At 33.0% G+C, this 24,866-nt stretch carries 22 protein-coding genes and 1 tRNA gene; 11 read left to right on the forward strand and 12 right to left on the reverse strand.

What is annotated here, in order from left to right; genetic code table 11:
- The first annotated feature begins 103 nt into the window (after positions 1-103).
- Positions 104-1,105: a PorP/SprF family type IX secretion system membrane protein gene (locus CLV55_RS06425; RefSeq protein WP_112112933.1), complete on the forward strand. Its 1,002-nt coding sequence runs from the start codon at positions 104-106 to the stop codon at positions 1,103-1,105.
- Between the two features lie 45 nt (positions 1,106-1,150).
- Entirely contained in the window at positions 1,151-1,681 is a 531-nt protein-coding gene (locus CLV55_RS06430) for a gamma carbonic anhydrase family protein (protein ID WP_112112934.1), read from the forward strand.
- Here the strand turns inward: CLV55_RS06430 and CLV55_RS06435 are convergent.
- From CLV55_RS06435 to CLV55_RS06445, 3 genes are read right to left on the reverse strand one after another with little or no spacing between them, the layout of a single operon-like run.
- On the reverse strand, positions 1,667-2,581 hold the full coding sequence (locus CLV55_RS06435; protein WP_112112935.1) for a geranylgeranylglycerol-phosphate geranylgeranyltransferase: 915 nt from the start codon (positions 2,579-2,581) through the stop codon (positions 1,667-1,669). The two genes, CLV55_RS06430 and CLV55_RS06435, sit on opposite strands and share 15 nt — an antisense overlap.
- Positions 2,582-2,590: 9 nt before the next feature.
- Positions 2,591-3,529 carry a mevalonate kinase family protein gene (locus CLV55_RS06440; RefSeq protein ID WP_112112936.1) on the reverse strand — a complete coding sequence of 313 codons (939 nt, stop codon included), beginning with the start codon at positions 3,527-3,529 and terminating at the stop codon, positions 2,591-2,593.
- A gap of 12 nt (positions 3,530-3,541) precedes the next feature.
- Positions 3,542-4,633, reverse strand: a complete 1,092-nt coding sequence (locus CLV55_RS06445) for a diphosphomevalonate/mevalonate 3,5-bisphosphate decarboxylase family protein (protein WP_112112937.1) — start codon at positions 4,631-4,633, stop codon at positions 3,542-3,544.
- A gap of 75 nt (positions 4,634-4,708) precedes the next feature.
- Between CLV55_RS06445 and CLV55_RS06450 the strand changes: the two genes are divergently transcribed.
- Positions 4,709-5,182, forward strand: coding sequence for a TspO/MBR family protein (locus CLV55_RS06450; RefSeq protein WP_146739544.1), 474 nt, complete (start codon positions 4,709-4,711; stop codon positions 5,180-5,182).
- Positions 5,183-5,219: 37 nt separating this feature from the next.
- On the opposite strand, the gene infB is transcribed toward CLV55_RS06450, so the two are convergent.
- Genes infB through rimP form a run of 3 tightly spaced genes read right to left on the reverse strand, consistent with a single transcriptional unit; the run spans position 5,220 to position 9,787 of the window.
- Entirely contained in the window at positions 5,220-8,027 is a 2,808-nt protein-coding gene (gene infB / locus CLV55_RS06455; protein WP_112113110.1) for a translation initiation factor IF-2, read from the reverse strand.
- Positions 8,028-8,069: 42 nt separating this feature from the next.
- On the reverse strand, positions 8,070-9,311 hold the full coding sequence (gene nusA / locus CLV55_RS06460; protein WP_112112939.1) for a transcription termination factor NusA: 1,242 nt from the start codon (positions 9,309-9,311) through the stop codon (positions 8,070-8,072).
- An 11-nt stretch (positions 9,312-9,322) separates the two neighbouring features.
- Positions 9,323-9,787 (reverse strand): ribosome assembly cofactor RimP, encoded by a 465-nt coding sequence (rimP, locus tag CLV55_RS06465; RefSeq protein WP_112112940.1) that lies wholly within the window; start codon positions 9,785-9,787, stop codon positions 9,323-9,325.
- 165 nt (positions 9,788-9,952) lie between these two features.
- Between rimP and CLV55_RS06470 the strand changes: the two genes are divergently transcribed.
- The gene (locus CLV55_RS06470; protein WP_112112941.1) at positions 9,953-10,777 is read left to right on the forward strand and encodes a universal stress protein; all 825 of its coding nucleotides are present in this window, start codon (positions 9,953-9,955) and stop codon (positions 10,775-10,777) included.
- A 103-nt stretch (positions 10,778-10,880) separates the two neighbouring features.
- Here CLV55_RS06470 and CLV55_RS06475 read toward each other — a convergent pair.
- Positions 10,881-10,951: transfer RNA gene (locus tag CLV55_RS06475), tRNA-Gln, on the reverse strand.
- Between the two features lie 234 nt (positions 10,952-11,185).
- Here CLV55_RS06475 and CLV55_RS06480 point away from each other — a divergent pair.
- Both CLV55_RS06480 and CLV55_RS06485 read left to right on the forward strand, forming a co-directional pair.
- Positions 11,186-14,386: a glycosyltransferase family 117 protein gene (locus CLV55_RS06480; RefSeq protein WP_112112942.1), complete on the forward strand. Its 3,201-nt coding sequence runs from the start codon at positions 11,186-11,188 to the stop codon at positions 14,384-14,386.
- Positions 14,387-14,440: 54 nt separating this feature from the next.
- A complete protein-coding gene (locus CLV55_RS06485) occupies positions 14,441-15,079 on the forward strand; it encodes a polysaccharide deacetylase family protein (RefSeq protein ID WP_112113111.1) in 639 nt (212 codons plus the stop codon).
- On the opposite strand, the gene CLV55_RS06490 is transcribed toward CLV55_RS06485, so the two are convergent.
- Together CLV55_RS06490 and CLV55_RS06495 are read right to left on the reverse strand one after the other, a co-directional pair.
- On the reverse strand, positions 15,076-15,372 hold the full coding sequence (locus CLV55_RS06490; protein WP_112112943.1) for a thioredoxin family protein: 297 nt from the start codon (positions 15,370-15,372) through the stop codon (positions 15,076-15,078). The genes CLV55_RS06485 and CLV55_RS06490 overlap by 4 nt on opposite strands.
- 71 nt (positions 15,373-15,443) lie before the next feature.
- Entirely contained in the window at positions 15,444-16,676 is a 1,233-nt protein-coding gene (locus CLV55_RS06495; RefSeq protein ID WP_112112944.1) for a metallophosphoesterase, read from the reverse strand.
- A gap of 145 nt (positions 16,677-16,821) precedes the next feature.
- Between CLV55_RS06495 and polA the strand changes: the two genes are divergently transcribed.
- A complete protein-coding gene (gene polA, locus CLV55_RS06500; RefSeq protein ID WP_112113112.1) occupies positions 16,822-19,680 on the forward strand; it encodes a DNA polymerase I in 2,859 nt (952 codons plus the stop codon).
- A 24-nt stretch (positions 19,681-19,704) separates the two neighbouring features.
- On the opposite strand, the gene CLV55_RS06505 is transcribed toward polA, so the two are convergent.
- Positions 19,705-20,727: a LacI family DNA-binding transcriptional regulator gene (locus tag CLV55_RS06505; protein WP_112112945.1), complete on the reverse strand. Its 1,023-nt coding sequence runs from the start codon at positions 20,725-20,727 to the stop codon at positions 19,705-19,707.
- A 250-nt stretch (positions 20,728-20,977) separates the two neighbouring features.
- On the opposite strand from CLV55_RS06505, the gene rplM reads away from it, so the two are divergent.
- The 4 genes from rplM to tsf all read left to right on the forward strand — a co-directional run bounded on the left by rplM (position 20,978) and on the right by tsf (position 23,734).
- A complete protein-coding gene (rplM, locus tag CLV55_RS06510; RefSeq protein WP_112112946.1) occupies positions 20,978-21,433 on the forward strand; it encodes a 50S ribosomal protein L13 in 456 nt (151 codons plus the stop codon).
- A complete protein-coding gene (gene rpsI / locus CLV55_RS06515; protein WP_112112947.1) occupies positions 21,433-21,819 on the forward strand; it encodes a 30S ribosomal protein S9 in 387 nt (128 codons plus the stop codon). The genes rplM and rpsI overlap by 1 nt, the downstream gene beginning before the upstream one ends.
- Before the next feature lie 192 nt (positions 21,820-22,011).
- The gene (gene rpsB, locus CLV55_RS06520) at positions 22,012-22,800 is read left to right on the forward strand and encodes a 30S ribosomal protein S2 (RefSeq protein WP_112112948.1); all 789 of its coding nucleotides are present in this window, start codon (positions 22,012-22,014) and stop codon (positions 22,798-22,800) included.
- Positions 22,801-22,912: 112 nt separating this feature from the next.
- Positions 22,913-23,734 carry a translation elongation factor Ts gene (gene tsf / locus CLV55_RS06525; RefSeq protein WP_112112949.1) on the forward strand — a complete coding sequence of 274 codons (822 nt, stop codon included), beginning with the start codon at positions 22,913-22,915 and terminating at the stop codon, positions 23,732-23,734.
- A gap of 90 nt (positions 23,735-23,824) precedes the next feature.
- Here the strand turns inward: tsf and CLV55_RS06530 are convergent, their stop codons facing one another.
- Together CLV55_RS06530 and CLV55_RS06535 are read right to left on the reverse strand one after the other, a co-directional pair.
- Positions 23,825-24,163 carry a hypothetical protein gene (locus CLV55_RS06530; protein WP_112112950.1) on the reverse strand — a complete coding sequence of 113 codons (339 nt, stop codon included), beginning with the start codon at positions 24,161-24,163 and terminating at the stop codon, positions 23,825-23,827.
- Positions 24,164-24,865, reverse strand: a complete 702-nt coding sequence (locus CLV55_RS06535; protein WP_112112951.1) for a hypothetical protein — start codon at positions 24,863-24,865, stop codon at positions 24,164-24,166.
- Position 24,866 lies beyond the last annotated feature (1 nt).

Genomic DNA, 24,866 nt, shown 5'->3' on the forward strand with positions numbered 1-24,866 from the left:
ACCCTATGTTCTCAACAGATTACTGGTTCTCTGTAGACTACTCCGAAGCCAATGCTATTAAACAATTTAAAGCGCATTTCTCATTAAAAAGATAAGAACAACCATGAAATTAAGACTTTTATTTCTAATCTTGGCAGTAATTTTTACTAAACAAACGTATTCTCAAGAAATTTTACCCGTTTATTCAGATTATTTATCTGACAATTATTTTTTATTACATCCCTCGATGGCTGGCGCTGCTAATTGTGCTAAAATTAGAGTAACAGGCAGACAACAATGGTTCGGTCAAGAAGATGCTCCAGCTTTACAAACATTAAGTTTTAATGGAAGGGTTTCTGATAGAGATGGTATGGGTTTAATTTTATTGAATGATAAAAATGGATATCATTCTCAAAAAGGTTTTAGAGTTGCTTATGCTCACCATATTTTATTTTCACGTGACGAAATCGATTTGAATCAATTATCATTTGGTGTCAATTTTGGATTTGCACAAAGTTTGCTTGACGAAACAAGTTTTTTAGCTAATAACCCCACTTACGATCCAATTATCAATGGAACTATAGTCCAAAAAGCAACCTACATGAATATGGACATAGGAGCTTCATATAATTACTTGGATTTTTACGCCCATTTAACCGTTAAAAATGCCTTAGCGAGTGCAAGAGATTTATATACTGATAAAGAACCTGTGAATCTTAAGAGATTAGTCTATAATATGGGCTATACTTTTGGTGATTCAGAAAATATTATGTTTGAACCTTCTTTTATGTTTCAACATGTTTTCCAAACAAAAGAATCAACAGTCGATTTAAATATCAAAGCATATAAAGAATTAGAATTTGGTAAATTATGGGGAGGAATTTCTTACAGAAGGAGTTTAGATGGCGCAGAATATGTAGAAGGTAATTCGATTTCATCTCAAAAACTTCAATACTTTACTCCTCTTTTGGGAATTAATTTCAAGAACTATATGTTTGCTTATACTTATTCACATCTAATGGGTAATGTTAAATTTGACAATGGTGGTTTTCATCAAATAACATTGGGAATTAATTTATTCTGTAAACCAGAAAAGTACCATTGTAATTGTCCCGCAGTTAACTAACAACAACAATCCCGATATCCTTATCGGGATTTATTTTAAGTAGCTATGATTATCAAAACAATCAAAAATAAAACACCTAAAATTCCAGAAAACTGTTTCATAGCAGAAAATGCTACGATTATAGGGGATGTTGAATTTGGACAACACTGTAGCATTTGGTTTAATGCAGTTGTTCGAGGTGATGTTCATTACATAAAAATTGGGAACAAAGTCAATATTCAAGATGGGGCGGTAATACATGCAACCTATGAAAAACACCCTACAACTATTGGCAACAATGTATCCATAGGTCATAATGCGATTGTACATGGTTGCACTATAAAAGACAATGTATTGATTGGCATGGGAGCGATTGTTATGGATAATTGTGTTATAGAAAGTAATTCAATTGTCGCAGCAGGCTCAGTTGTTACACAAAACACTATAATTGAATCGGGAACTATATACGCAGGAATACCTGCAAAAAAAGTCAAGGAAATCAATCAATCAGATTTTGCAGGTGAAATCGAAAGAATTTCAACAAATTATGTAATGTATTCTAAATGGTATACTGATGAAAATTTAGAAACCAAATAATTTTTCTGCGTGTAATAACACCTTTGGATTAATCAAAACTATACTAAAAACTCCTGATACAATAATTATTTTCAAAATATTATGTAGTAAAAGATAGTGCTTTTTATCGTTTGCTTTATTTAATACTATCATAAAAATAAAAAGTACTAAAAGGCATATGTAAAAATACAAATCCATATAGCCTACATCATAAACATCTACTAAAAAATATACTGGCACTATAGTGCTACAGACTAATATTAAAATAATTCTTTTAGCAAATAATTCACCATATTTCACTGGAATAGTACTATAATTATTGGCAATATCACCTTTTAAATTTTCAAAATCTTTAACAATTTCTCTTATAAATAAGAGTAAGAACAGAAAAAGGGCGTGAACAAATATTTGAGGAAATAAATTTTTATAATATAAGAAAATAGCAAAGAAAGGGAATACTGCAAGGAAAGAGGCTGTCAAATTCCCTACAATAGCATACTTTTTTAATTTATGAGAATAAAACCATATAAAAAAAATGTAAAATGAAAAAAATAAAACAGCTCGAAAAGATATTAGAAAGGCCAATAATACAACAACTATATTTACTGTAAAATATACCTGTAATTTTGTAGCCTGACTAACCAATCGATCTATTTGAGATTTCTTGGGGCGATTTATCAAATCTTTTTTACTATCATAAAAGTTATTTATGATGTACCCTGTTGCTATTGTTAATGAAGAAGACAAGACAAGAATTAGCAAATTACCATCTAAGATAATTGAAAGAGCTCTTCGATTGGGAGATATAATAAAAATAGCAGCTAAATATTGTGCGAATGCTATTACAGGAATATTGTACCCACGAACAACAGAAAACATGCTAAATATTTTCAGCATGACTATTTTTGTCTGTTTATTCATTTTAAAAAGTTAAAACTGATACACAACCTCTAACTTATATCCTTTGAGTGATTGTTGCGCTTTTTCAAAATCTTCAGTAAATCCAAGGATATAACCGCCACCACCTGAACCACACAATTTTAAATAGTAATCGTTCGTATCGATTCCTTTCTGCCAAATTCCATGAAATTGTTCAGGAATCATAGGTTTGAAGTTATCTAAAACCACAGTAGATAATTTTTTAGTGTTTGAAAAAAGTGATTTTTTATCACCTCCTAAGAAATTTTCAACACACAAATCGGTATATTTAACAAATTGATTTTTGAGCATTTTACGAAAACCTTGATCTTTAAGATTTTCCATAAATATATTTACCATTGGAGCGGTTTCTCCAACAATACCTGAATCAAGTAAAAATACAGCACCTCTTCCTTCTTTTGTTTGAGATGGAATACCTGTAGCTTCAATATTGTCTTTAGAATTGATTAATATGGGAATACTTAAATAACTGTTTAAAGGGTCTAAACCAGAACTTTTCCCGTGAAAAAAAGACTCCATTTGGGAAAAAACAGCTTTTAATTCTAATAATTTCTCACGAGTTAAATTTTCCAAAACGGTAATTTTATTTACAGCGTACTTGTCGTAAATAGCTGCAACTAAAGCACCACTACTCCCTACACCATAACCTTGAGGAATACTAGAATCAAAATATAAACCATTTAGTATATCCTCTTTAAGTAAATGAAAATTATAATCAACAAGAAGTTCACCTTGTTCTTTTAAATTTTCTAAGTAAGTAACGAATTTTGATAAATTTTCATTGGATTTTTTTGCTTCTTCTGAAGTATTTTTATCCAATTTTAAAGCCCCATTGTAAAAATTATATGGTATTGATAAGCCTTTAGAATCCTTAATAATACCATATTCTCCAAAAAGTAAAATCTTAGAATAAAATAACGGTCCTTTCATAATATTTTAAAATTAAATTATTTTTTGGGCTCCATGACCAATCTCATCACAAATATACTGATCATTTTGACAATAGCCAACTAATTCTGAATTAATAAATTGTAAAACAATTTCTTTTACATTTTCTGGATATAAGACATGAACATTAGCTCCAGCATCAAGTGTAAAACAGACTGAAATATTTGTTTTTGCTCTAAACTCCCATATTTTATTAATGATATGCAACGTATTAGGTTTCATTAAAACAAAATATGGCAACGAGGTCATCATCATAGCATGAAGTGTTAATGCTTCTCGCTCTACGATTGTAATAAATTTCTCCAAAAGGCCTTGTTCCAAAACACTCTTTAATTTAGACATCGTTTCGTGGGCCTGAATAAATCGTTGTTCCGAAAACGGATGGTTAATCATTAAATTATGTCCAACCGTACTGGAGACTTTTTTTTCTCCTTTATCTACTAGTAAAATAGTATCTTGAAATGTCAAAAAAACCGGTGCTATTTGTTTTACTTCAACACCAAACCAATCATTACTTTCTGTAAAATCTTTCTGTTTGCCCCAAGCCACAATACTCCCATTAACACTTCTACAAGCGCTTCCTGAACCTAAACGAGCTAAAAAAGAAGCTTTTTTATAAAAAAAATCATCTGACATTTCAGGATTTAAAAGTCGTTCAAAATCCATTACATTCATAGCTAAAGCAGCCATTCCTGATGCTGAAGAAGCTATACCAGAACTATGTGGAAACGTATTTGAAGAAGAAATCATTAAGTGATAATTTGTCAAGTAGGGACAATACACATTTATCCGTTCTAAAAACTTTTGAATTTTGGGTTTAAATGCATCATTTGTTTTCCCATCAAAAATAAAATCAAAAGAAAAACCCTCTTTATTCGTATTAGAACCTTTTTTCTTAAATTCGATTTTTGTAGTGGTTTTACAATTCTTAAGAGTAAAACTAATCGATGGATTTGCTGGAATCTGATGGTCTTTTTTACCCCAATATTTAACTAAGGCAATGTTGCTAGGAGCACTCCATTCAGAAATTCCACCATCAATTAATTCGAAATTGTGATTATAAACAAAATCTTTTTCTACAAGCATAGGTAAAAATTTTATACAAAGATACTTTTTTATCTATCAATATTAAACAGAATAGTATATTTGACCAAAAACTTTATGCAAAGACAACTAAGACTTTTGATTACCCTTTTTACAAGCTTAATCATCGGATATTTATCAGGATTATTGATTCAAGAAAGTTTTTATTCTTGGTTTCAAAAACCTACAAATCCCTTATTTTTTATATCTCCACCTTTGTGGATTACTTTTGCTTCAATCTTTTATTTTTTATACGGATTGTTTGGAGGTTTATTATGGAATACTTTTGACAAATTTGAAGTAGACTTCAAACAGGCTTTTTCTTATTATATTTTAGGTTTTGTGCTTGTAACACTCTGGTTTTATATCTTCTTCTGTCTACAAAATGTTACATTAGCACTCATCGAATCTGTATTAACTACTCTATTTTTGTACGAATTATATTTAAAATCAAAAAAAATAGATCCAAAAATAGCTCGATATATTTTTCCTTGTGTTTTTTGGAATACAGCAATAACACTTTTAAATAGTATTTTCTTTTTTATAAGCTAAAAAAACCGGTTCATTTTACAATTCGAACCGGTTTTTACTATTTTAATTTTTTCTTAACTTCAACTTGTTGGAAAGCCTCAATGATATCATATTGTTCAATATCATTATAGTTTTTAATTTGCATTCCACAATCGTACCCTTTGGAAACTTCTTTAACATCGTCTTTGAATCGCTTCAGAGCAGCAAGTTCTCCAGTGTAAATTACGACTCCTTCTCTAATTAAGCGTATCTTAGAATTTCTAAATATTTTACCATCAGTAACCATACATCCTGCAATGGTACCCACTTTAGATATTTTGAAAGTTTCTCTAATTTCAGCCGTTCCTGTGATTTCTTCCTTCATTTCTGGAGACAACATTCCTTCCATAGCATCTTTCAAGTCGTCAATAGCATCGTAAATAATAGAATAATTTCTGATATCTATTTCTTCTTTGTCTGCCAATTGTCTCGCATTTCCAGCAGGACGAACATTAAATCCAATAATAATCGCATCGGAAGCAGAAGCCAACATTACGTCGGTTTCTGTTATGGCTCCAACACCTTTATGTATGATATTAATTTGAATTTCATCAGTAGATAATTTTGCAAAAGAACTTGAAAGGGCTTCAACAGAACCATCAACATCTCCTTTAAGAATAATATTCAATTCTTTAAATTGACCTAACGCTATTCTTCGTCCGATTTCAGCTAAAGTAATATGTCTTTGGGTACGAACAGATTGTTCTCTCAACAATTGAGCTCTTTTCACAGCAATTTGTTTTGCTTCACGTTCATCTTCGAACACACTGAATTTATCTCCCGCTGTTGGAGCTCCATCCAATCCTAAAATTGAAATAGGTGTCGATGGTCCAGCTTGTTTAACACTATTCCCTCTTTCATCATGCATCGCTTTCACTTTACCATGATTTTTACCTGCCAATACGTAATCTCCCACTCTCAAAGTACCTGCTTGTACTAATACAGTTGATACATAACCTCTTCCTTTATCCAATTGGGCTTCAACTACTGTACCGATGGCAGGTTTGTTCGGATTTGCTTTCAAATCTAATATTTCGGCTTCCAATAATACTTTTTCTAGAAGCTCTTTAACGCCAATACCCATTTTTGCAGAAATATCATGCGATTGATACTTTCCTCCCCAATCTTCCACTAACAGATTCATTGCTGCTAATTTTTCCTTTATTTTATCGGGATTTGCATTAGGTTTATCGACTTTATTTATAGCAAAAATCATTGGAACACCAGCTGCTTGTGCGTGACTGATAGCTTCTTTCGTTTGAGGCATAATATCATCATCCGCAGCAATCACAATAATTGCAATATCTGTTACTTGAGCCCCTCTAGCACGCATTGCGGTAAACGCCTCGTGTCCTGGTGTGTCTAAAAAAGTTATTTTTTGACCATTTTCTAATTGAACCGCATAAGCTCCAATGTGTTGCGTAATCCCTCCAGATTCTCCAGCAATTACATTTTCTTTTCGAATATTATCTAACAAAGACGTTTTACCATGATCTACGTGACCCATAACGGTTACAATAGGAGCTCTTGTCACTAAATCTTCTTGACGATCTTCAACTACTTCGATAGCTTCTTCAATATCTGTCGTGATAAACTCTACATTATAACCAAACTCGTCGGCAACAATAGTCAAGGTTTCTGCATCCAAACGTTGGTTCATGGTTACCATGATTCCCAAAGACATACACGTACCAATAACCTTGGTAATAGGCACATCCATCATACTAGCGATTTCACCAACAGTTACAAATTCCGTAACTTTTAATGTTTTGCTGCCTTCTTCCAACGCTCTTTGTTCTTCATCTGAACGTTGACGGTGTGTATCTCTTTTATCTCTTCTATATTTAGAAGCTTTTGATTTGTTTCCTTTACCTTGAAGTCTTTCAAGAGTTTCTTTAATTTGATTTTTTACTTCTTCTTCCGTAGGCTCAACTTTTTGAACTACTGCGGGTCTATGTCCTTTTTGGAAATTCGATTTATTTCCTCCAGGTTTGTTACCTCCTGGTCCTGAAGGTTTATTGGAGCCACCAACTACATTTCCACCACTTTGATTGGGTCGAGCTTCATTTGGTTTCGTCTGAATTCGTTTACGTTTGTTTTTGTTCGCATTCGCATCAGGTTTCCCTTGAGCGCCACTTTTAACAGGTTCAACTTTTTTCTTAGGTTTTTCGAACTGAGACAAGTCGATTTTTTGACCCGTCAATGTTGGGCCAGTTAAATTTTGATACTGTGTAGTGTACGTATCATCCACCAAAGAATTCTCATGGTTATCTACTATTTTTTCGGGAGTTTTTGATTCCGTCTCAACTTCTTTAGGTTCTTGAACCGATTCTTTTTTATTTACAGGAATCGCTTCTTGAACGGGTAGCTCTTTCTTTTCTTTCTTAACTTTTTCTACAGTTTTTTCTGTCTGAGAATTTTCTACAATAGAAACTGGTTCTGCTTTAGTTGCTACAGACTTAGCAGGTTCTAAATCAATTTTCCCGATCTGTTTAGGTCCAGTTACAACCGCTTTGGCTTTAATTACTTCTTGACGTTGACGCTCTTCTTCTGCACGTTTCTTTTCTTCAATTTCTCTCTCTCTTTCAAGTCTTAGAGCTTCTTTCTCTTTTTTAATTTCTTCACCAACACCTTTTGAGGCTTCTTTATTGCCTTTGTCACCAGCGAATTGATTTTGTAGAATATCAAATTCTTTGTCAGATATCTTAGCATTTGGATTAGCCTCAATGGCTATTCCTTTATCTTTAAGATAATCGACAGCTCTTTCTAACGAAATATTTAATTCCCTTAAAACTTTGTTTATTCTAATATTTCTTTCTTCAGACATAAAATCTTTTATAAGTTCTTTTATTTTTTTTTTAAACAAGAATTAATCTTCAAATTCTTCTTTTAAAATACGCATTACTTCTTGTATGGTTTCTTCTTCTAAATCGGTTCTTCTGGCTAAATCTGCGATATCTTGCTTTAAAATACTTTTGGCAGTATCTAATCCGATTTTAGCAAATTCGTCAATAATCCATCCATCGATTTCGTCAGAAAATTCAGTTAATTCTACATCATCATCTTCAGCCGAGCTACCTTCTCTAATTACATCTAATTCGTAGCCTGTTAGCATGCTCGCAAGCTTGATATTTTGTCCCCCTCTTCCAATGGCTTTAGAAACTTCTTCTAATTTTAAAAACACCTCAGCTCTTTTACTCTCTTCATCAATTTTTACAGACGATACTTTTGCAGGACTTAAAGCTCTTGTAATTAACAAGGAAGAATTTGTTGTATAGTTGATGACATCAATATTTTCATTACCTAACTCCCTTACAATCCCATGAATACGAGACCCTTTCATACCAACACATGCCCCTACTGGATCAATTCTATCATCATAAGAATCTACCGCTACTTTTGCTTTTTCACCTGGGATTCTGACTACTTTCTTAATCATAATTAAGCCATCGAAAACTTCTGGAATTTCTTGTTCAAATAATTTTTCTAAGAACTTCTCAGAGGTTCTCGACATGATAATTTGAGGTTTATTTCCTTTAAGTTCAACACTTTCAATCACTCCTTTAACATGATCGCCTTTTCTAAAAAAATCAGAAGGAATTTGTTTTTCTTTTGGCAACACGATTTCATTTCCTTCGTCGTCAACTAATATTACTACTTTAGGTCGTACATGATGAACCTCAGCAGAATACACTTCACCAACAATATCTTTGAATTGTTTGTACAAATTTGTGTTATCATGTTCGTGAATTTTAGAAATTAAATTTTGACGTAATGCCAAAATAGCTCTTCTTCCTAAATCAATTAATTTTACTTCCTCTGACACCTCTTCTCCAATTTCAAAATCGGGTTCAATTTTTCTTGCTTCGGTCAAAGTGATTTCTTCATTTTCCAAATCCAAATCATCGTCTGCTACAACAATTCTTCTTCTCCAGATTTCCATATCTCCTTTGTCTGGATTAATGATAATATCAAAATTGTCATCCGAACCATACTTTTTCTTTAATGCATTTCTAAACACATCTTCCAAAATCGCCATTAGCGTTACTCGATCAATTAGTTTATCATCTTTAAACTCTGAGAATGATTCGATTAATGCAATATTTTCCATTCCTTAACGTATTAAAATTTTATTGTAACAATTGCTTCTTTTATTTCATTATATGATAATTCAAGGGACTTTTGTACAGTTTCTTTCCCCTTTCCTATTTTTTTTGGTTCTCTTGCTTCCCAAGAGAGTGTAATTTTTTTATCATCAGCAGCACTTAGAATTGCCTCTATCGTTTGATCGTTTGTTTTTACAACCAGATATCTTCCAATATTTTTTTTGTACTGTCGTACAAATTTTAAAGGAGAACCCACCCCAACAGAGGCTACTTCCAACTCAAAATCAAGTTCTTCTCTATCAAGATTATGTTCTACTGCCCTGCTCACGTCTATACAATCTTGAAGATTCACCCCCTCATCACCATCAAGAATAATATTAATTTTGTTAGTGTTTGAAATCGAAAAATCAACTAAAAACAAATTTGGTTTTTCTTGAAGTGCATCCTCCAAAAGTTTTGTAACCTGATCTTTAAAAGTCATAATTTATAAAAAGAGGGAAGCATTGCTTCCCTCACTATCCTATATCAATTCAACAATGGTGCAAATATAGATTTTTTTTTTATAATACACCTTTTACGTTCATATTTTTTTTGTACCTTTATGCACTATTAATTTACATTTAAAAAATACTTTTTTTACAACATTATGAAAAAAATCTTAATCCCTACTGATTTCTCAAAAAACGCAGAATATGCCCTTAAAGTTGCCGCTCAAATCGCAAGAAAAAACAATGGAGAAATCATTTTGTTACACATGTTAGAACTTCCTCACCAATCAAGTGATGCTATTGGTTCAGGTACAGATATTCCAGGAATTATGTTTTTTAAGAACGCAGCTATAAAAAAACTTGAAGACTTAATGGACGAAGATTATTTAGACGGTCTCAAGGTTTCTGAAATTATTCAATTTGAAATGGCTTTTGACGGAATTTTAAAAATTAGCCAAATCAACAATGTCGATTTAATTGTAATGGGATCACATGGAGCTAGTGGCTACAAAGAAATGTTTATTGGATCTAATGCAGAAAAAGTAGTTCGCAATTCTGAAGTACCTGTTTTAATCATTAAAAAAGAAGAAAAAGATTTTGAGGTAAAAGATTTTGTTTTCGCCTCTGATTTCAGCGAAGAGATTAAAAAACCATTCTGGAAAGTGGTTGAATTTGCTAACAACTTCAATTCAACATTACATTTGGTTATGATAAACACTCCAAACAATTTCCTTCCGACTTCAATCGCTGAAGAAACCATGAAAAACTTTATTGCTCCTTACAACATAAGCAAAGTACAAACTCATATCTACAACGAAACTAATGTTGAAAAAGGAATCTTGAATTTTGCTAACAGCATCAACGCTGATTTAATCGGAATGAGCACACACGGAAGAAAAGGACTTTCTCACTTCTTTAACGGAAGTATAAGTGAAGACCTAGTAAACCACGCCACTAAACCCGTAGTTACTTTCAAAATATAACAAAGACATTCAAAACAAAGAAAAGCCTCTGTTTTAGAGGCTTTTCTTTGTTTTGAATGTACTGAAATAAAAAAAATCCCAACTTAAAAAGTTGGGATTTTTGTTGGTCTACTAGGACTCGAACCTAGAAAGACGGCACCAAAAACCGTAGTGTTACCATTACACCATAGACCAATACTGCTTGATTGCGGGTGCAAATTTAAAACATTTTTTATTTAAAACAAATTTTCAGACGTTTTTTTAATCATTTTTTAGAACAAGAAAATCAAATTTTACACTGCTTTTTCTTATCTACATGTCTTTCAAAATATTAGAAATAAAAAGAGATTTTAGAAAATTTTGTTAAGTCGTACTTCAATACACAAAAAAATAGTTTCTTTGCATTTCAATTAATTTGATACATATATTATGTCAGCATTTAACTTCAAAAAATGGAATAACATCATAGGTTGGGTCGCTTTTTCAATCGCATTATTAACATACACTCTAACTGTTGAACCCACCATGAGTTTTTGGGATTGTGGAGAATACATTCCAACAGCAGCAAAACTTGAAGTAGGTCACCCTCCTGGAGCACCACTATTCCAAATGTTAGGTGCTTTTTTTGCTATGTTTGCCACAAGCAAAGAAACTGTTGCACTTATGGTTAACATGATGTCTGTTTTTTCGAGCGCGTTCACCATCCTATTCATGTTTTGGTCTTCCACAATTATCCTAAAGAAAGTAGTTTCTTCATACACCGAAATAAACAAAAACAATAGTATTGTAATTTTAGGAAGTTCATTAATTGGAGCCTTGACATTTACATTTTCAGATAGCTTTTGGTTTAATGCTGTTGAAGCAGAAGTTTACGCTATGGCTATGTTGCTCATCTCATTGTTACTTTGGCTAGGTTTACGTTGGGAACAAGACATGCATGAACACAGAGGAAACCGTTGGTTGCTTTTAATTAGTTTAGTTGTTGGGCTTTCTTTTGGGGTTCATTTTATGGCTCTGCTGACTATCCCATCTATTGGATTTTTATACTATTTTAAAAACTATCAAAAAGTAACGATAAAAAATTTTATAATAGCCAATATTATTATAGTAGCGGTACTCTTATTTATATTCAAACTTTTACTTCCTTATACATTAGCCTTCTTCGGTAAGACTGAAATTTTTATGGTAAACAATATGGGCTTACCTTTTAATTCGGGAACAATTTTTGCTTTACTTGTCATTGTTGCCTTTTTTTATTTTGGTTTAAAATATACGAGAGCAAAAAATCATCCTACCTACAATACCATTCTTTTATGTATTTTGTTTTTACTCATTGGGTTTTCCACTTGGATGATGCTTCCTATTCGAGCTAATGCTAATACACCAATTAATGAAAACAAGCCTTCTGATGCCGCTGAAGTTTTAGCCTATTATAACCGTGAACAATACGGTGTAAATCCTTTGTTTTACGGACCACAATATACTGATGTTTTTGCGGGTCTAGATCCAAACAATCCTTATTTGGACAAAGCACCAAATTATGAAAGAAATGAACAAACAGGAAAATATGTCATTGTCAATGACTATAAAAACGCCGAACAAAATACTGATGATGCACACAAAGCAATTCTTCCAAGAATGTGGAGTACCGATAATATTCAAGGATATATTAATTTTACTGGCGTTCCAAAATTCAAAATAAAAGCGGATTATGCAGAAGAAAAAGAGTTAACAGATGTTGTTGCCGAATTTAGACAAGCCTACGCTTCAGGAAAAATTGATAATGATGGCTATGTTTCATTTTTAAAAGCTTATGGCGACTACTTAGACGTAGAAAAACCCTCAGCTTGGGACAACCTAAGCTTTATGGTGGAGTATCAATTTGGTTACATGTATGGTAGATACTTATTATGGAATTTTGTAGGTAGACAAAATGACAATCAAGGAAGGTATGACAATCTTGATGGGAATTGGATGAGCGGCATTAAAGCTATTGACAAAATTCATTTAGGCTCTCAAGACAACCTTTCGTCAGATGTTAAAAATAATAAAGGGAGAAATCTATACTACTTTCTTCCATTCTTCATTGGCTTAATAGGACTGATGTATCATGCTCAGAGAGATCTTAAAAGTTTTTATGTATTATTAGCCTTATTCTTATTTACTGGTTTAGCCCTTAAAATTTACTTGAATGAAAGACCTTTCGAACCTAGAGAACGCGATTATGCACTAGTAGGTTCCTTCTATGTGTTTGCGCTTTGGGTTGGATTTGGTATATATGCAATTTACGAGATGATTAAAGAAAAAATTGCTTCCAAATTGGTGGGACCTGTAGTAATGATTTGCTGTTTGTTTGCAGCCCCAATACTCATGGCCTCTCAAAACTGGGATGATCACGACCGTTCCGGAAGATATACAGCAATCGCTATGGCAAAAAACTATTTGGCCTCTTGTGATAAAAACGGAATCCTCTTCACCATAGGAGACAACGACACATTTCCTCTTTGGTATGCCCAAGAAATTGAAGGATATAGAACCGATGTAAAAATTGTCAATACAAGTTTATTAATGACCGATTGGTATATTGATCAGATGAAAATGAAAACCTACCAATCGGAAGGACTTCCTATTTCATTTAAACACCAACAATATGTTGCAGACAATCGTGATGCCATCATTTTTAACAAACAAACCAAAAATAGATGGAATCTTAACGACTTAATCAATTTTGCAAAAAGCGAAGATGAACGCACAAAAATTGAAATGCAAAGCGGACACAAACTTCACTTTTTCCCTACTAATAAATTCAGAATCCCAATTGATAAGAATGTAATAATAGCTAACCATATGGTCAATCCAAAACAATATGATTCTATTGTACCTTATATTGATATTGATGTCAAAGGAGGGGCATTATACAAAAACAGACTCATTATGTTTGATATCCTAAACAATAACAATTGGAAAAGACCTATCTATTTTAGTCCCGGAAGTTTTGGCGATGACGATTATTTATGGATGAAAGACTATTTACAACTTGACGGGATGGTCTATAAATTAGTTCCTATTAAAACTCCAGTAAATGAAGATGATTATCCCGATATGGGTCAACTCGATACCGAAAAAATGTATCATCTCGTTATGAATTGGGAATGGGGAAATGGAGAAAGCACCAAAATATATCACGACCCTGAAACTAGAAGAAATGCCATTTCATATAGAACGAATATGGCGCGCTTAATGAATAATTTAATTGCTGATAAACAATATGGTAAAGCAAAGAACGTCATCGAATTAGCCTTAAACAAAATGCCGCTTGATTTTTATGGTTATTATTTAACCATAGAGCCTTTTGCTACAGGGTATTATGAAATTGGAGAAAAACAAAAAGCAAGGGAACTAATTTCAAAATTAATACTAAAGTATCAAGAAGAATTAAAATATTACAGTACGTTTAGTGCTCCTGACCAAAGCTTTATGACTACCGATATCATCACAGCGATTGAGCGGTACAGAAGTTTATTATTAGTAATGAAAAAACACGGTGATCATGATTTTTACACAAAATCCAAAGTCGATTTTAATGCGTATAACAACCGATTTCATCGTTTTGGAAGAGATAACGAATAAAAAATAATGCCCATAAGTGCTAGTAACAAAATTATTAGCACTTATTTTTTTATTATGAAAACAAACTGGGTTAAGACAAATTGGTTGGTAAAAAAAATATTCTCTAAATACATTTGGGAAATTCCAAACAATGAAAAAAAAGTATATTTGACTTTTGATGATGGTCCTATTCCTGAAATAACCGAGTGGGTTTTAGGACAGCTCGAGTCCTATAACTTTAAAGCCACTTTTTTTTGTGTCGGTGAAAACATTAAGAAAAATCCTGAGATTTTCAAAAAAATATTGACTAATGGGCATGTCGTTGGGAATCATACTTACAACCATATAAAAGGATGGAATTTTGATACCAAAACATATATAGAAAATATTTATTTATTTGAGCAAGAATGGGCTAAACACACTTCTGAAAGATGCTATTTATTTCGCCCTCCTTATGGTAAAATAAAACCAAGTCAATCAAAAATTTTGAGAAAATTAGGATATAAGATAATAATGTGGGATATTCTAAGCTATGATTTTGAACAAACTTTAAGCCCCGAAGCATGTTTAGATAATGTTATAAAAAACATAACTTCAGGAAGTATTGTTGTCTTTCACGACAGCAAAAAATCATTTACAAATTTGGAATTTGCCCTTCCAAAAACGCTAGATTTTCTGAAAAAAAACGGATATCAAAGTGCTTTAATTCACTAAGCCTGTTCTTGAACGATGCTTATAATGGTATTGGCATCAAGTTCACCCGATTGCCTCCAAACCATCTGACCTTCTTTATAAATCATCAACGTTGGAAGTCCTTTAATTCGCAACGCTTCTGCAAGTTCTTGATTTTTATCTACATCAATCTTAATCACTTTAGCTTTATCTCCAAGAGCTGCAGCAACATCTCTTATTACGGGATGCATACTAACCGATGATTCATTCCACTCGGTATAAAAGTCTATTAAGACCGGAACTTGTGCATTTATAAGTTCTCCAAATTTTGACATAAATCCAAAATATTTAATTTCCTTAGCAAAAAAAAGAAATATTATTATACAAATATAGCATATTTAAGTAATTATACTACATTTTTACCTTTTTTTAGTTCGATTACGGTAATTTCTGGCATTATTCCTACTCGACCAGGATACGCATGGAATCCAAATCCACGATTCACGTAAATATATTTTCCATATTTTTCATACAATCCTGCCCACTGATTGTAGATATATTGTGCAGGACTCCATTTAAAATAACCAGGGATTTCTATTCCAAATTGCAACCCGTGGGTATGACCAGAAAGCGTTAAATGAAAATCTTTTGGATGCTGATTCACTTCGGCGTCCCAATGACTCGGGTCGTGACTCATTAGAATTTTGAATTCCTCTTTAGAAAGACCTTCAGATGCCTTATGTAAATCTCCAGCTTTTTTAAATCGTACTCCCCAATTTTCTACGCCTACTAGAGCTATTCTATCTTCTCCTTTGTGTATGTATTTATGCGTATTCAGCATTAAGTCGAACCCAATTTTACCATACAACGCCTTGATATTTTCAAAATTTTCTTGTTTGTCTTTCTTCGTTTTCCATGTGACATATTCCCCATAATCATGATTTCCCAAGACAGCGTGTTTTCCGTAGGGATGGGGTTTAATTTTATTAAAAATTGAAATCCAGGGCAACATTTCTTTAGCGTGTGTATTAACAATATCCCCAGTAAATAAAATCATATCAGCATCTTGTGCATTAATTAAGTCAATTGCATGCTCAATTTTTTCAGGGTCATCAAAGCTACCGCTATGAACGTCAGATATTTGTGTGATTTTAAACCCATCAAAGGCATCTGGTAAATCTGGAAAAAATATTTGTTGACGTATGACTTTGTAGTTATATTTCCCTAATGTCATGCCGTATATTAACGAGCTAAACGGAATAGCAGCTATTCCTAATGCTAGTTGACTAACAAATTTTCTTCGTTCAGGTAAAAAAGAGTCTGTTGAAGTTCCTGAAATTTTTAAATATACTCCTGAAAATAGTCTAAAGACATCTTCTATTAGTAAAACAAGGGTCAGAATCAGTTTTGGAATTAAGACCAACAACAAGACTCCTAGAGTTATTAAAGTCATTTTTGTTTGCCCCACACTCCGATCAAACTTTGTAAATTGATACGCAATAAAGGCAATGGCTATTATGGAAACTACTAGATAAACCCACTGTACCCATCGTACTTTTGTGAATGTTTTTACCGCTTGAAAAGCATAAAACTCTATTAATGTAATGATTAGAAAGAAAATTATTAAACGTATAGTCATTAAATAAATTTTCAACAAATTAACAAAGAAACTTAATGCAAATCGATACTGTTAAATATATTTTAACAATCATTTAAATTCTATACAAAAACAAATGTTTCTTTTTGAAAGTTTATTTATTTTTACGCTTCATAAAAATTACAATATGTCACAAAAACGCCTTTACCTTCTTGATGCCTATGCCTTAATTTTTCGGGGTTATTTTGCTTTTATAAAAAATCCTCGAATCAATTCCAAAGGGATGGATACCTCGGCCATTATGGGATTTATGAATGCCTTGATGGACGTCATCAAAAGAGAAAAACCAGACCATTTAGCCGTAGCTTTTGACAAAGGCGGAAGCGATTACCGCTACGAAATGTATCAAGAATACAAAGCACACCGTGACGAAACACCCGAAGCAATCAAAATTGCAGTGCCTTATATTCAAGAATTACTAAAAGCGATGCATATTCCGATTATTGAAAAAGCAGGTTATGAAGCTGATGATTTAATTGGAACTTTAGCCAAACAAGCTGAAAAAGAAGGCTTCAAAGTATATATGGTGACTCCTGATAAAGATTTTGCGCAATTGGTTTCCGAAAATATTTTCATGTACAAACCCGCTCGAATGGGTAATGATATCGAAATTTGGGGAATTCCTGAAGTATTGGAAAAATTTGAAATTCAACGCACCGAACAAGTCATTGATTTTCTCGGAATGATGGGTGATGCCGCCGATAACATTCCTGGATTGCCGGGTGTGGGTGAAAAAACCGCAAAGAAATTCCTAGCAGAATTTGGTTCTATGGAAAATCTTTTGGCCAATACTCATCAATTAAAAGGAGCCATCAAAGAAAAAATTGAAGCGAATGCTGAGCTCGGAATACTTTCAAAAAGACTAGCTACTATCCTACTCGATTGTCCCGTATCGTTTGATGCTCCCTCGTTTGAATTATCAAAACCCGATATTGAAAAAACCGATGCGTTGTTTCAAGAATTGGAGTTCCGTCAAATGAAAGCTCAGTTTGATAAATTTTTTGGCAGCGGAAAAGAATATGATGAGATTGACACAAATGGCAATGACACTTCAAACGACGCTCCGAAGTCAGTTAAGAAAACTCCAGCTAAAAAGTCAAACGAAGAACAATTTGATTTATTTGGATTTTCGGATGAAGATAATGGCGAACATAACTCACATTCGCATTATGCCTCTCTAGAAAACACCGAACATTTCTATCAAATTGTACAAGGGGATTTGCCTGTAAAATTGTTAATGCAAAATTTAATGAATCAATCTTCTGTATGCTTTGATACTGAAACTACAGGAATTGATACCTTGAATGCCGAATTGGTTGGGATGTCATTTTCGTATGAAAAAGGAAAAGCGTTTTATGTGCCGTTTCCCGAAAATCAAGAAGAAGCACAACTTTTAATAGAAAAATTCAAACCTTTTTTTGAAAACGAAACCATCGAAAAAATCGGTCAGAACATCAAATACGATTTAAAAATTCTCTCACATTATGGTATACAAATCAAAGGAAAATTGTTTGATACGATGATTGCGCATTATTTAATTAATCCTGACATGCGTCACAATATGGATGTTTTGTCGGAAACCTATTTAAAATATTCGCCTAAATCTATTGAAGATTTAATTGGTAAAAAAGGGAAAAATCAATTGTCCATGCGACAAGTTCCGCTGGAAGATATTAAAGAATACGCCGCAGAAGATGCCGACATAACGTTCCAATTGAAACAAAATTTCAGTCCGATTCTTGACAAAGTGGAAACCAAAAAGCTTTTTGATGAAATTGAAATTCCGCTGATTCCAGTTTTGGCTTCGATGGAATTGGAAGGTATCAATCTAGATGTTCCTTATCTCAAAGAAATGTCGATAGAAATGGCTAAAGAAAGTGCAGCCTTAGAACAAAAAATCTATGAAACTGCAGGCGAAAAATTCAATTTGGCTTCTCCGAAGCAATTGGGAGATATTTTATTTGACAAACTAAAAATCGGCGGTGCCAAGCAAAAGAAAACCAAAACGGGACAATACGCTACGGGTGAAGAAGTGTTGAGCTATTTGGCCAACGAACATCAAATTGTAAGAGATATTTTGGAATGGCGTCAAATGGTAAAATTGCAAAGCACGTACATTGATGCATTACCGAATCAAGTCGATAAAAAAACGGGGCGCGTGCATACCGATTACATGCAAACGGTGGCGGCTACTGGGCGATTGAGTTCGAATAATCCAAATTTACAAAACATTCCGATTCGAACCGAAAGAGGAAGATTAATCCGAAAAGCATTTATTGCTCGTGATGAAAATTATACGCTATTATCTGCCGATTATTCACAAATTGAACTTCGAATTATTGCGGCATTATCTGGTGAAGAAAATATGATAAAGGCGTTTCAAAACAACGAAGACATTCACCGAAGTACCGCGGCAAAAGTATTTAATGTCCCTTTAGAAGAAGTAACCAAAGAACAACGAAGTAATGCCAAAACAGTAAATTTCGGAATCATTTATGGGGTTTCTGCCTTTGGACTTTCGAACCAAACCTCGCTTTCGCGAAAAGAGAGTGCTGAATTGATTGATGCGTATTATGCCACCTATCCAAAACTGAAATCCTACATGAGCCATCAAGTAGATTTTGCTAGAGAACATGGTTATGTACAAACGGTTTTAGGAAGACGTCGTTATTTAAAAGATATTAATTCGGCGAACATGATGGTAAAAAGTGGCGCCGAACGAAATGCCGTAAACGCACCTATTCAAGGTTCGGCTGCCGATATTATCAAAATTGCGATGATTAATATTCATAAAAAACTAACTTCCGAAAATTGGAAATCGAAAATGTTGCTGCAAGTACATGATGAGTTGGTCTTTGATGTACACTTATCCGAATTAGAACAGATTAAACCCATGATTAAACACGAAATGGAAAATGCGTTTGCAATGGAAGTCCCACTAGAGGTTGAAATGGGCGTAGGCAAAAATTGGTTGGAAGCGCATTAAAAAAAGCGACTTAAGTCGCTTTTTTTATAATTTTCTAGTAGAATCTCTTTGTCTCAACTCCGTTTTAATAACTGTAGTTTTATAATTGTAACTTTCATCTTTATTTTCTAATTTTTCAATTAGCAATTTGGTCGCTACTTCTCCTATTTCAGGCCCGTGTTGACTTACCGTTGACAAACTTGGCGTCATTCTTCGTGACCAAACCCCATCAGCAAAACCAATAACAGATAGCTCCTCAGGAATTTTTAAACCTTTTTTAATTCCCATTTTCATTGCCGTTACGGAAGCATGTTCATCCAATGCAAAAACCGCATCCACTTTATTGTTATCGAAGAACCCTTCGACTTTTGCATCAAAATCTTCTTGAGTTTCTGCCAATACAACTATATTTTCATCCACACTCAATCCTCTCTCTTCAATCGCCTTGTAAAATCCCTTCACTCTTAACTTTCCAACACTCAAATTGTCTATTGAGGAAAATAATGCGATAGTATGGCAACCCGTTTTTATCAAATGTTGCGTCGCATCGTAAGCCGAATCCAAATCATCTACAATCACTTTGTCACAATTTACCTCATCGGCAATTCGGTCGAACATCACTATCGGTGTTCCTTCATTGATAATAGATTTGAAATGATCGTACTTTTGAAGTTTTTGCGCTTCTTCAGAAATAGACAAAATAAAACCATCAATAGTACCATTACTCAACATCTCTAAAGCGTTAATTTCTTTTTCTAGTGACTCATTAGAGATACAAGTAATCACTTTATAGCCTCTCTCATCAGCTACTTTTTCAATTCCTGTAAATACTTTAGCAAAGAAAGAATTCAAAATATTAGGCAAAATTACCCCTATAGTCTTAGTAGAACGGTTTTTTAAATTTAATCCGATGACATTAGGCTTGTAATTTTTAAGTTTTGCATATTCTTGTACTCTTTTTTTGGTAGGTTCACTGATTTCAGGACTGTCGTTTAGTGCTTTTGAAACCGTGGAAACAGAAACCCCCAATTCTTTGGCAATTTGTTTTAAAGTAGCTTTTGATTTCATGTCGTAAGGTGTAAAAAATATAAGGTAAAAGTATAAAAAAATATCTTGGAATAAGAAATAAATATCTATTTTGTATAATTGACATTAATTTTCAAAAAAGTGACACTAAATAACACCGCAAAACCATTATATAAATCCTTATATTTCAAAATAATAATAAAAAATAAAATCAATTTTGGATATCTCATAAATAATTGTAATTTTGCACTCCCTTAATTGGGAATGGAATGTTTAATTAAAATAAATTATTGTGAACAATTTAAGCTACAAGACAGTTTCAGTAAACAAAGCCAATGCAGACAAGCAGTGGATTGTTGTAGATGCTGATGGTCATAACTTGGGTCGTTTAGCTACAAAAGTGGCGATGCTTTTGAGAGGTAAATACAAACCAAGTTACACACCGCACGTTGATTGTGGAGATAACGTAATTGTTATCAACGCAGAAAAAATCAACCTAACTGGAAACAAGTTGACTGACAAAGTGTACATCAGACACACAGGTTATCCAGGAGGACAAAGAAGTTTAACTGCTAAAGTAATGCAACAAAAAAATCCTGCATTGTTAGTAGAAAAAGCTGTAAAAGGAATGCTTCCTAAAAACAAATTAGGCGCTGAGTTATTCCGAAATTTGAATGTTAATGTTGGTTCTGAGCACAAACACAGCGCTCAACAACCAAAAACCGTAAACCTTAACGACTTAAAATAATGGGAGTTATTCACAAAATCGGTAGAAGAAAATGTGCTGTAGCACGTGTTTATGTTTCAGAAGGAACAGGTAAAATTACCGTAAACAAAAGAGAATTTAACAACTACTTCCCTACTGCGACTTTACAATACAAAGTTTTGCAACCGTTAGCAATGACAAACAATGCAGACAACTTTGATGTAAAAATCAATGTATATGGAGGTGGTGCAACTGGTCAAGCAGAAGCTGTACGTATGGCTATTGCTAGAGCAATGTGTGAAGTTGGAGAAGACAACAGATCTATCCTAAAACCAGAAGGATTACTAACAAGAGATCCAAGAATGGTAGAACGTAAAAAATTCGGTCAGAAAAAAGCACGTAAGAGATTCCAATTCTCTAAACGTTAATATTCGATTTCTATTAGAATATTTTTTTAAACCATTTTTACAATTAAAATTGAATTAAAAACTAAGTTGCCGATATTCCTTGTAAAAAGGGAATTAGTTTAGCATCTAAATGAGTTGGGAGTTTAAAGTTTAGTAAAAAACATTATAACCAAAAAAATTCATTGCTAATCACGGAACGTAAACTATTACACAATGGCAAACAAAATTGAAGTAAAAGAGTTATTAGAAGCAGGTGTTCATTTCGGACACATGACTCGCAAATGGGATCCAAACATGGCGCCCTACATTTATATGGAGCGTAATGGTATTCATATCATTAACCTATATAAAACTGCTGCAAAAATTGAAGAAGCGAATGACGCTTTGAAAAAAATCGCAGCCTCTGGTAGAAAAATACTTTTCGTAGCTACCAAAAAACAAGCAAAAGACATCGTTGCTGAAAAAGCAACTGCATGCAACATGCCTTACATCACTGAAAGATGGCCTGGAGGTATGTTAACCAATTTCGTAACTATCCGTAAAGCCGTAAAAAAAATGGCTACTATTGATAGAATGAAAAAAGACGGAACATTCATGACACTTTCTAAAAAAGAAAGACTTCAAGTTGATCGTCTTCGTGCAAAATTAGAAAAGAACTTAGGTTCTATCGTTGACATGTCTAGATTACCTGCTGCTTTATTCGTAGTAGATATCAAAGCTGAACACATCGCAGTAAAAGAAGCTCAAAAATTAAACATTCCAGTTTTTGCAATGGTTGATACAAACTCTGACCCACGTGAGGTAGATTATGTAATCCCTGCAAATGATGATGCTTCTAAATCAATTGAAAAAATATTGTCTTTAGTAACTGACGCTGTAAAAGACGGATTGGCAAACAGAACTTCTGAAAAAGAAGCAGACGATATGCCAGAAGTTGAAGAAGTTGAAGAAGTAACTGCAGCGGTTGAAACACCTGCTACAGAAGCAAAATCTGAAGAATAAAACAAAACAATTACGAATTGTGAATTGTGAATTACGTAGATTTTGCGTAATCCGTAATTCGTAATTCGTAATTTCTTTTAAAAGAATTTCTAATCTTAAAATAAAAAACAACATGGCAACAATTACTGCTGCAGACGTAAATAAATTAAGAACAATCACAGGTGCAGGGATGATGGACTGCAAAAAAGCTTTAGTAGAAGCTGACGGTGATTTCGATTTAGCAATCGAAAACCTTAGAAAAAAAGGACAAAAAGTAGCGGCAAACCGTTCTGATAGAGAATCTACAGAAGGAGCTGCAATCGCAGCGGTTAACGCTGATAGAACTGCAGGTGTGGTCATCACACTAAATTGTGAAACTGATTTCGTGGGTAAAAACGAAGGATTCGTAAAATTAGCCACAGATTTCGCTAACCAAGCGTTGAACTATGATACTAAAGAAGCTTTCTTAGCATCCGATTTTAACGGCATTACAGTAGCAGAAAAACTAATTGAGCAAACAGGTGTTATTGGAGAAAAAATCGAAATCGGTTCTTTCGAAAAATTATCAGGAGCTTTCATTGGTTCTTATGTTCACTCTGGTAAAATTGCGGTTCTTGTAGCGCTTTCTGCAAACGTGGCAGGTGCTGATGAAGCGGCTAAAAATGTAGCGATGCAAGCGGCTGCGATGAACCCAATTGCTTTAGACGAAGCTGGTGTTGATGCTTCAATCATTGAAAAAGAAGTTGAAATCGCTAAAGACCAATTGCGTCAAGAAGGAAAACCAGAAGCTATGTTAGACAATATCGCTAAAGGAAAAATTCAACGTTTCTACAAAGACAACACGTTAGTAAACCAAGATTACATCAAAGACGGTTCGATGAATGTAGCAGCTTATGTAAAATCGGTTGACGCGGGATTAACTGTTACAGGTTTCAAAAGAGTAGCTTTAGGTTAATTTAAAAAATAAAGCATCTAAAAAACAAAACCTCGCTTCTTAATTGAAGCGAGGTTTTGTTTTTTACAATATATTAATTTAACAAAAATATTACAACAATCTATCTATTAGTTTTTTTATCAATTCAACATCATAACCATCATCAGTTATCTTATATTTTTCTGGATTTCGTTCCGCATAAAATGAATTGATAAAATAGCGATCATTTTCTTTGTGAATTTTAGCTTCAAATATGGTATATCCCGTCCATGAACGCTGAAAAAACAATGTATCGTTTTCAAACTTGATGCGCCATCTGTTCTCCATTTCTTTGGGAGACAATCCAAGTGTCAGTTTTTGGTATTGCTCCTCATTGAACGATAAATCAACAGCTATTTTATGACGAATATCAATTGGAAAATTTCTTCTTTGGTCCTTTTTTACTAACATTTAAATTTGTTTACTCCTTTCAATATTAATTTTATACCAATTTAAATTGTTTTCATAAGCTTGTATTATGTCAATGTATATAGGATAAAATTTTTCTCCTAACTTTTCTGAAATTTTTTCTGAAATTTTTTCTAAAAATTTATTTATACTATCGTAATGTTCAACAGATTCTATTTTACCCATACTTAAATTACTTTTCAATATAAAATCTTCAGTAGTTTCATTATCATTATTATATAAATTACTAATATAATTTAAAGAGTACTTATCTAATGGTATTTTTAATTTTGAAATACTCTTTTCTTTTGATGTTATATTTCCTTTAAGATTATATGCAACCCAATAATTAGTATATAAATTATAAACTTTGTGAAGTTTAACTAGCCCTTTACTATCAATTTTCCAATTTTTAAAAACTCCATGAGTATTATTTTCTATTTGTTTAAAAAACAAATTTCTTGTTTCGTCTTCACATGGATTTAAATCTGAATATAATTGAGCAACTTCCTTAAAATAATAACTCATTCCATAGTTCTTTGGATTGTTGCGAATAAAACTTCTGTAAGTACTTCCTGTAATAGCTATTTTACATAAATCATTTGGGTTAAGTTTATTGCTAAGACCATAAAAACTAATTATAACGTCTTTGTAATCTTTAAATAAACCCTCTAAATCATCAACTTTTTCAATTTTTTTTAACATT

This window comes from Flavobacterium aciduliphilum (assembly GCF_003268855.1).
In the GTDB taxonomy this organism is placed as follows: domain Bacteria; phylum Bacteroidota; class Bacteroidia; order Flavobacteriales; family Flavobacteriaceae; genus Flavobacterium; species Flavobacterium aciduliphilum.

Coding starts and splice junctions, on each gene's coding strand:
- nusA (WP_112112939.1), bottom strand. CDS start 9,311: ATGGAAAATATTGCATTAATCGAATCATTCTCAGAGTTTAAAGATGAT.
- CLV55_RS06445 (WP_112112937.1), bottom strand. CDS start 4,633: ATGCTTGTAGAAAAAGATTTTGTTTATAATCACAATTTCGAATTAATT.
- CLV55_RS06440 (WP_112112936.1), bottom strand. CDS start 3,529: ATGAAAGGACCGTTATTTTATTCTAAGATTTTACTTTTTGGAGAATAT.
- CLV55_RS06490 (WP_112112943.1), bottom strand. CDS start 15,372: ATGTCAAAATTTGGAGAACTTATAAATGCACAAGTTCCGGTCTTAATA.
- CLV55_RS06485 (WP_112113111.1), top strand. CDS start 14,441: ATGAAAACAAACTGGGTTAAGACAAATTGGTTGGTAAAAAAAATATTC.
- rpsB (WP_112112948.1), top strand. CDS start 22,012: ATGGCAAACAAAATTGAAGTAAAAGAGTTATTAGAAGCAGGTGTTCAT.
- CLV55_RS06430 (WP_112112934.1), top strand. CDS start 1,151: ATGATTATCAAAACAATCAAAAATAAAACACCTAAAATTCCAGAAAAC.
- infB (WP_112113110.1), bottom strand. CDS start 8,027: ATGTCTGAAGAAAGAAATATTAGAATAAACAAAGTTTTAAGGGAATTA.
- polA (WP_112113112.1), top strand. CDS start 16,822: ATGTCACAAAAACGCCTTTACCTTCTTGATGCCTATGCCTTAATTTTT.
- CLV55_RS06470 (WP_112112941.1), top strand. CDS start 9,953: ATGAAAAAAATCTTAATCCCTACTGATTTCTCAAAAAACGCAGAATAT.
- CLV55_RS06535 (WP_112112951.1), bottom strand. CDS start 24,865: ATGTTAAAAAAAATTGAAAAAGTTGATGATTTAGAGGGTTTATTTAAA.
- CLV55_RS06450 (WP_146739544.1), top strand. CDS start 4,709: ATGCAAAGACAACTAAGACTTTTGATTACCCTTTTTACAAGCTTAATC.
- CLV55_RS06530 (WP_112112950.1), bottom strand. CDS start 24,163: ATGTTAGTAAAAAAGGACCAAAGAAGAAATTTTCCAATTGATATTCGT.
- CLV55_RS06505 (WP_112112945.1), bottom strand. CDS start 20,727: ATGAAATCAAAAGCTACTTTAAAACAAATTGCCAAAGAATTGGGGGTT.
- tsf (WP_112112949.1), top strand. CDS start 22,913: ATGGCAACAATTACTGCTGCAGACGTAAATAAATTAAGAACAATCACA.
- CLV55_RS06495 (WP_112112944.1), bottom strand. CDS start 16,676: ATGACTATACGTTTAATAATTTTCTTTCTAATCATTACATTAATAGAG.
- CLV55_RS06435 (WP_112112935.1), bottom strand. CDS start 2,581: ATGAATAAACAGACAAAAATAGTCATGCTGAAAATATTTAGCATGTTT.
- CLV55_RS06425 (WP_112112933.1), top strand. CDS start 104: ATGAAATTAAGACTTTTATTTCTAATCTTGGCAGTAATTTTTACTAAA.
- rpsI (WP_112112947.1), top strand. CDS start 21,433: ATGGGAGTTATTCACAAAATCGGTAGAAGAAAATGTGCTGTAGCACGT.
- rimP (WP_112112940.1), bottom strand. CDS start 9,787: ATGACTTTTAAAGATCAGGTTACAAAACTTTTGGAGGATGCACTTCAA.
- CLV55_RS06480 (WP_112112942.1), top strand. CDS start 11,186: ATGTCAGCATTTAACTTCAAAAAATGGAATAACATCATAGGTTGGGTC.